We start from the raw sequence: 7,023 nt of genomic DNA on the forward strand, positions 1-7,023 counted from the left end.
GCAGCGATAGATCAGCCACACGTCGATGCGTTTGCCATTGGCGTTGACGCGGAACTTTCCGCTGCTGCAATAGGCCCTCACGGTGCCGCAGCGGTTGCAATTGATGAGCGGTCGAGGTGCGGTCTGGGGTGCGATTGCCCAGTGGATACGCAGAAGTCCAGACATGCCGATAAGCCCTTCCCGTCGGGAAGTTCATCAGGCCGGCGATGTCGAGATGCCCATGCGGGCGCGGCGTGGCGGTCGCTTGCTATGATTGGAAATCGGATGTCACGGGCGGCAGCGCGCAACAACGGTTCAGCAGTGCCAAACCGGTCTCGAACCGCCGCCCAGAAGAACACATGAACATGAAAACAGATACCGCAAATGCGGTGTCATGCAGTGTGTCGGGGGAGTTGGCGAGACCGGCGGTTACGTAGGCAAAGTGAAGCTCAAAAATGTTTTGCGGTGGCCTTTCTAGCCGCGACATGCCGGACCGACAAGGGTCTTTTGTCGGTGCTACCGCAGCCGAGCCACTTGCGTTAATATCCGAAATCGAAGGTTTTCAACCAGAGACCCGGTTATGCACCCCACCTCGCTCCTGATTTTCGCCGCCGCTCTGTTCGTTGCCGCGGGCTCGCCTGGGCCATCGATCGCGGCGCTTGTCGCCCGCGTCATCTCGAAAGGGTTTCGCGACGTGTTCCCGTTCCTGCTCGCCATGTGGATCGGCGAGGGCATCTGGCTATCGCTGGCGGTGTTCGGGCTGGCTGTCGTGGCGCAGACCTTCCATTTCGCCTTCGTCGTGGTGAAATGGGTCGGCGTTGCCTATCTCGCTTACCTCGCCTGGAAGATGTGGACCGCGCCTGTCGATGCAAAAGAGGGCGAGATGCCGCGCGAGGATTCGGCGATAAAACTGTTCTTCGCCGGCATGGCGGTGACGCTCGGCAATCCCAAGATCATGATGTTCTACCTGGCGCTGCTGCCGACCATCATCGACCTCGCTTCGGTCAGCATCGTCGGCTGGGTCGAGCTGACGGCGACCATGGCCGTGGTGCTGGTCGCCATCGATCTCGCCTGGGTGCTCGCCGCATCACAGGCGCGCAAGCTTTTGAAGAGCAAGCGCGCCATGAAGATCGCCAATCGCATCAGCGCCACGACGATGGCCGGTGCGGCGGCCGCCATAGCGACGCGGTCCTGAGCCGGCGCGTCACATCACTTCAATGATCGGCGCGATCTCGACGCTGAAGGCCGGGTTCATCAGGATCGGGCAGTCCTTGGCCTTGGCGACGGCATCGTCGATGTCTTTCGCTTCGACGATCGTGTAGCCGGCGGCCGGATTGCTGCCGCCATTGTTCTCGACCTTGCCGCCGGGCAGCACCATCTTCGACATGCCGACCGGATTGCCGCCGTCGACCACAGCCGAGCCGAGCTTGCCGTACCAGCCGTTCCAGGCGTCCATTGCGGCCTTCCGCTCGGCCTCGTCGGTCGGCATCTTGCCCGAGCCATGATAGACGTAGAGATACTTCGCCATGTTCTCCTCCCTTGGTGAGCGGCATCGAACCGGCATGCGGTCATGCCGCCTGCCGATCATCGGACCAAACCGGCAAACAAGCAACGAGAATGCGACACTGCTAATATAACGCCCCGGTCTGGATCCTGCCGCAATCCGTCACCTTGCCATGGCGTGGTATTCGTCGTTCGGCCGCATATCGATTGCCGCGGCCACGCGGTTCGACATGTTGAAGAAGGCAGCGGTCGAGGCGATGTCCCAGATGTCGCGATCGGTGAAGCCGGCCTGACGCAGCGCGCCCCGGTCGGCCTCGACGATCTTGGCCGGCTCTTGCGTCAGCTTGACGGCGAATTCGAGCATTGCCGTCTGCCTGGGCGAAAGATCGGCGGCGCGGAAATTCATCACCATCATTTCGCCGAGCGCCGGATCGCCGGAGAGCTGGCGCACCGCCGCGCCGTGCGCGGTCAGGCAATAGTAGCAATGATTGATCGAGGAGACGGCGACCGCGATCATTTCGCGCTCCAGCTTCGACAGGCCGGACTCACCCAGCATCAAATCGTTGTACATGTCGGTGAAGGCGCGCAGCTTCTTGTCGTCGAAGGCATAGGCCCTGAGCACGTTGGGGACGAGGCCGAGCTTCTCCTCGCATTTGGCGAAATAGGTTTTTGTCGCCTCGCTCAGCTCTCCCTGGCCAAGATCAAGCGCGCTGATTTTGCCGGTCATGGGTCATTTCTCCTCGTTGCGCGGCATCTTGTCGCCAAATTCCGATAATTCTTGGCAAGCCGTCAAACCTTTGTCGCCAAACAGCGGTCATCTGCTACCATAGTCGTAAAAGCATTCGACGGGAGGGACGTGCGTCATGGCCAGCGTGAAATCCGCGAGCAAGCCGAAGAAAAAAGCCACGGCAGCGCTTAAAGCGGAGGAAAGGCCAGCCAGGCTTGCAGACTATCTGCTCGCCCGCGCGCCAGCTGAAGACATTGCTCCCTACGATGTGGCCGACCTGGAGCGGGCTGCCGATCTCGCCGGCCAGGCAGTCGCCACTCACAGGAAAGGCGAGTGCGTCGTCGCCGTCGATGCCGATTCGGGCGTTGTGCGAGACGGCCGCCCGATGACGGTTGTCACGGTCGTCAACGACAACATGCCGTTCCTGTTCGATTCCATCCTCGGCGAGATCACCGAGACATCGGGCGAACCGACCCTGGTCACCCATCCGGTTATCGTCGTGCGCCACGGCAAGGGCGGCGTGGAAGAAATCCTCGGCGACGGCAATTTCGCCAAGGACGATGGCAGCCACGACCGGCTGAGCGTCATCCATGTCCACATCCCGCGGCTGACATCCGAGCAGGCGAGCGGATTGAGCGAGCGGCTGCGCAAGATCCTTGGCCAGGTTCATGCCGCCGTTCACGACTGGAGGCCAATGCTGGCCCGCCTCGATCAGGCGATCTCGGAATTCCGCTATACGGCCGTGCCGCTCGACAAGAAGAGCGTTGCCGAGGCTCTCGCCTTCCTGGAGTGGCTGCGCGACGACAATTTCACCTTCCTTGGCATGCGCGAGTTCAAATACACCGGCGGCGAGGAAAGCGGCACGCTGGAGCGCGCTGAAAAGCCTGGCCTCGGCATCCTGTCCGATCCCGACGTGCTGGTGCTCAGGCGCGGCACCGAAGCGGTAACGACGACGCCGGAGATCCGCGCCTTCCTGCATGGGCCGGAGCCGCTGATCGTCACCAAGGCCAATGCCAAGTCGTCCGTGCACCGCCGCATCTATCTCGATTACATCGGCATCAAGACCTACACCGCCAAGGGTACGCTCGCGGGCGAATTGCGCATCGTCGGCCTGTTCACCTCGACCGCCTACACGCGCTCGGTGATGAAGATCCCGTATCTCAGGTCCAAGGCCGAAACCATCATCGCCAAGTCCGGCTTCGACCGGCACGATCATTCCGGCAAGGCGCTGATCAACGTGCTGGAAAGCTATCCGCGCGACGAGCTGTTCCAGGTGCCGGTGCCGATCCTGCGCAAACATGCCGCCGCCATTCTGGGCCTGGTCGAGCGGCCACGCGTGCGGGCGCTGGTGCGCGCCGACCAGTTCGACCGTTTCGTCTCAATCCTCGTCTTCGTGCCGCGCGACCGTTACGACAGCGTCGTGCGCGAGAAGATTGGCTCCTATCTGAAAACCGTATTCGAAGGCCGGCTGTCGGCCTACTACCCGGCCTTTCCCGAGGGCGGGCTGGCGCGCGTGCACTTCATCATCGGCCGCTCCGGCGGCAAGACGCCGAAGGTCGAGCAAGCGACGATAGAGGCGGCGATCCGCGACATCGTGCGTACCTGGGAGGACGCCCTTTCCGATGCGGCCGAGGCCAGTGGCGGCGACCAGGCTTTGAAGGCGATTGCCGCGCGGCTGCCGGAAAGCTACCGCGATTCGTTCAGCGCGGCGGTGGCGCTGGCCGATGCCGGGCGCATTGCCAAGATCAGCGCCGGCAATCCGATCGCCATCGACTATTATCGCCATGCCGAGCAGAAGCCGCACCAGGCATCGCTGAAGATCTATCACCACGGCAGCCCGGTGGCGCTGTCGCGCCGCGTGCCGGTGCTGGAAAACATCGGCTTCCGCGTCATCAGCGAGCGCACTTTCGAGGTCGGCGACGACCAGGTCGGCACGATCAATAGTGATCGGCCCGGCTTAGTCTTTATTCATGACATGGAGCTTGAGAACAGCTACGGCCAGCCGATCGACCTGACCGATGGCGGCGCGCTGTTCGAAGATGCGTTCCTCTCCGTCTGGCGCGGCGACGTCGACAATGACGGCTATAACGGCCTCGCCCAGACCGCCGGCCTGTGGTCTGGCGAGATCACCATCCTGCGCGCCTATGGCCGTTATCTGCAGCAGGTCGGCATTCCGCAAAGCCAGGATTTCATCGCCGCCGCGCTCAACCGCTATCCCGACATAGCGCGTGGCCTGCATGCGCTGTTCATCGCCCGGCTTGGCCCGACAGCCGAGACCGAAGGCGTGGTGGCCGCAAAGCATCTCAAGGCCAAGATCAAGGATGCGCTGGAGGATGTGCCGAACATCGACGACGACACCATCATCCGGCGCTACCTCAATCTGATCGAAGCCACGCTGCGCACCAATCATTTCGTTGCCGATACGAAAGAAAAGGGCCAGTCGCTGGCGATCAAGCTGGACTCGCACGCGGTCGAGGGCTTGCCGGCGCCGCGGCCGTGGCGGGAGATCTTCGTCTACGGCTCCGAGGTCGAAGGTCTGCATCTGCGCTTCGGTCCGGTGGCGCGCGGCGGCCTGCGCTGGTCCGACCGCGCCCAGGACTACCGCACCGAGGTGCTCGGCCTGGTCAAGGCACAGCAGGTCAAGAATGCCGTCATCGTGCCGGTGGGCGCCAAGGGCGGCTTCTATCCGAAGAAGCTGCCGATGAGCGCTGGCCGCGACGCGATCTTCGAGGCCGGTACTTCGGCCTACAAGAACTTCGTCTCCAGCCTGCTGTCGATCACCGACAATATCGGCCTCGACGGCGTCATCCCGCCGGCCGGCGTTATCAGACGCGACCCGGACGATCCGTATTTCGTCGTTGCCGCCGACAAGGGCACGGCGACCTTCTCCGATACCGCTAACGCGATCTCGGAGAAGCACGGCTTCTGGCTCGACGACGCCTTCGCCAGCGGCGGCTCGGCCGGCTATGACCACAAGAAGATGGGCATCACCGCCAAGGGCGCCTGGGAAGCGGTCAAGCGGCATTTCCGCGAGATCAACCGCGACATCCAGACCTCGTCCTTCACCGTCGTTGGGGTCGGCGACATGTCGGGCGACGTGTTCGGCAACGGCATGCTTTTGTCCCCGAAAACCCGGCTGATCGCGGCCTTCGACCATCGCGACATCTTCATCGATCCCGATCCCGACATGGCAGCCTCGATGGCCGAGCGCGAGCGCATGTTCGCGCTGCCGCGTTCGAGCTGGCAGGACTACGACAAGACGAAACTGTCGGAAGGCGGCATCATCGTCTCGCGCAACCAGAAATCGATCACCTTGCCGGCGGCGGCGGCGGCGGCGATCGGCCTGGCCAAGACCACCGCCACGCCGGTCGAGATCATGACCGCCATCCTCAAAGCGCCGGTCGATCTTCTGTGGTTCGGCGGCATCGGCACGTATCTCAGGGCATCGACCGAGACCAATGCCGAGGTCGGCGACCGCGCCAACGATGCCATTCGCATCACCGCGCTCGACGTCCGGGCGAAAGTGATCGGCGAGGGCGCCAATCTCGGCGTCACGCAGCGGGCGCGCATCGAGTTCGGCATGAATGGCGGCCGCTGCAACTCCGACGCCATCGACAATTCGGGCGGCGTCAACTGCTCCGACGTCGAGGTCAACATCAAGATCGCGCTGGCTTCCGCCATGCGCAAGGGGTCGTTGACACGCCCGGCACGCAACAAGCTGCTGGCCGAGATGACCGAGGAGGTCGGCTCGCTGGTGCTGTCCAACAACTACCAGCAGACGCTGGCGCTTTCGATCGCCCGCAAGCGCGGCCTCGCCGACATCGCGCATCAGAGCCGCTTCATGACGGCGCTGGAGGCGCGCGGCCTGCTCGACCGTGCCGTCGAGACGCTGCCGTCGCCGGCAGCGCTGGCCGAGCGCGAAGCGCGTGGCGAACCGCTGACCAGAGCCGAACTCGGCGTGCTGCTCGCCTATGCCAAGATTGTGCTGTTTTCCGACATCGTCGCCAGCGACGTGCCTGATGACGCGCATTTCGACCGCGACCTGATGGGCTATTTTCCCGACCAGATGGCGAAGAAATACGCCGCCGAGATCCATGGCCACAGGCTGCGCCGCGAGATCATCACACGGGTCGTCGCCAACGATCTGGTCAATCGCGGCGGCCCATCCTTCGTCAACCGGCTGCAGGAGGCCACCGGGCGCACCGCCGCCGACGTGGTGCGGACCTTCGCGGTGGTGCGTGACGGTTTTGCCTTGCCGGCGCTCTATCGCGAGATCGACGCGCTCGACAACCAGATCGACGGCCAGGTGCAGCTCGATCTCTATCAGATGGTCAGCCGGCTGATCTATGTGACCAGCGGCTGGTATCTGAAGAACGATGCCGGCACGGCACCCCTCAGCCAGCGCATTGCCGAGTTGCAGGAAGCCCGCAAGGCGCTGGAGCCCAAGCTCGTTTCGCTGCTGCCGGCCTTTTCACGCGAGCGCATCGAGGAGAAGCGGCATGGGCTGTTCAAGGCCGGCGCGCCGGAAAGCTTGGCCGGGCAGCTGGCACTGAGCGAGGTGGCGGAACTCATCCCCGACATCGCGCTGACGGCGCGCACCGCCGGCGCCGATATCGTCGCCGCGGCCAAGGCGTTCTTCGCCGTCAGCGATGCCTTCCGCATTCCGCGTGTCGAGGATGCCGCACGCTCGATCACGCCATCGGACTACTACGATCAGCTGGCGCTTTCGCGCGCCACCGACACGATCGATGCGGCACGGCGCGGCATCGCGGTGGCGCGCGAAAGCGCCAGCTGATCGTAGTAGTCCGATGGCG

General features: G+C 63.6%; 5 protein-coding genes. 2 read left to right on the top strand and 3 right to left on the bottom strand.

Translation table 11 applies throughout. The annotated features are described in order from the left end of the window. The coding region (locus tag EN884_RS19485; protein WP_128360687.1) for a DUF1062 domain-containing protein at nucleotides 1-165 on the bottom strand (165 nt) is incomplete at its 3' end. 394 nt (nucleotides 166-559) lie between these two features. On the opposite strand from EN884_RS19485, the gene EN884_RS19490 reads away from it, so the two are divergent. Then, entirely contained in the window at nucleotides 560-1,174 is a 615-nt protein-coding gene (locus EN884_RS19490) for a LysE family translocator (RefSeq protein ID WP_024504201.1), read from the top strand. A gap of 9 nt (nucleotides 1,175-1,183) precedes the next feature. Here EN884_RS19490 and EN884_RS19495 read toward each other — a convergent pair whose 3' ends face one another. Next, nucleotides 1,184-1,507 (bottom strand): hypothetical protein, encoded by a 324-nt coding sequence (locus EN884_RS19495; RefSeq protein ID WP_013529006.1) that lies wholly within the window; start codon nucleotides 1,505-1,507, stop codon nucleotides 1,184-1,186. Nucleotides 1,508-1,645: 138 nt separating this feature from the next. Next, entirely contained in the window at nucleotides 1,646-2,209 is a 564-nt protein-coding gene (locus EN884_RS19500) for a peroxidase-related enzyme (protein WP_063169467.1), read from the bottom strand. Between the two features lie 136 nt (nucleotides 2,210-2,345). Between EN884_RS19500 and EN884_RS19505 the strand changes: the two genes are divergently transcribed. Beyond that, a complete protein-coding gene (locus EN884_RS19505; RefSeq protein WP_245491951.1) occupies nucleotides 2,346-7,004 on the top strand; it encodes an NAD-glutamate dehydrogenase in 4,659 nt (1,552 codons plus the stop codon). The last annotated feature ends 19 nt before the right edge of the window (nucleotides 7,005-7,023 follow it).

It is taken from the genome of Mesorhizobium sp. M7A.F.Ca.AU.001.01.1.1, from assembly GCF_004022735.1.
Taxonomy (GTDB): Bacteria; Pseudomonadota; Alphaproteobacteria; order Rhizobiales; family Rhizobiaceae; genus Mesorhizobium; species Mesorhizobium ciceri.